Annotated in this window: 1 protein-coding gene; it reads left to right on the top strand. The window is 73.5% G+C overall.

Features of this window, described 5'->3' with window-relative positions:
• A partial coding sequence (locus tag DYI24_RS27930; RefSeq protein ID WP_246701414.1) for an SAM-dependent methyltransferase occupies positions 1-389 on the top strand: 389 nt, incomplete at both ends.

The following is a 389-nucleotide window of genomic DNA, read 5'->3' as shown; positions in this document are numbered from 1 at the left end:
GTTTGCCCGCGCCGACGAAGAGCTGCGCGCCGCGCGCGAGGCCGGCATCGCGGTCGAGATCGTGCCCGGCATCACCACGGCGACCGCCGCTGCGGCCACGATCGGCGCATCGCTGACCAAGCGCGGCGTCGCGCGCCGGGTGCAGTTCGTCACCGGCCACGACGTCGACGGCCGCCTGCCGCGCGATCTCGACCTCGCAGCGCTCGCGGATGCGACCGCAACGACCTGCGTCTATATGGGCAAGGCCACCTTCCCGGCCCTCGTGGCGCAACTGATCGCCCGCGGCCTGAGCGCTGCGACGCCGGCCGTGATGGTCGAAAGCCTCGGCTCCGATGCGACCAACGTGGAGCCGGGCAGCGTCAGCGAGATCGCCCCTCGCCTCCCCGCCG

The sequence above is a fragment of the Rhodopseudomonas sp. BR0C11 genome, from assembly GCF_010820945.1.
Classification (GTDB): Bacteria; Pseudomonadota; Alphaproteobacteria; order Rhizobiales; family Xanthobacteraceae; genus Rhodopseudomonas; species Rhodopseudomonas palustris_H.
Note: the sequence above shows the minus strand (reverse complement) of the source record. Positions and strands in the feature narration are given on the sequence as shown.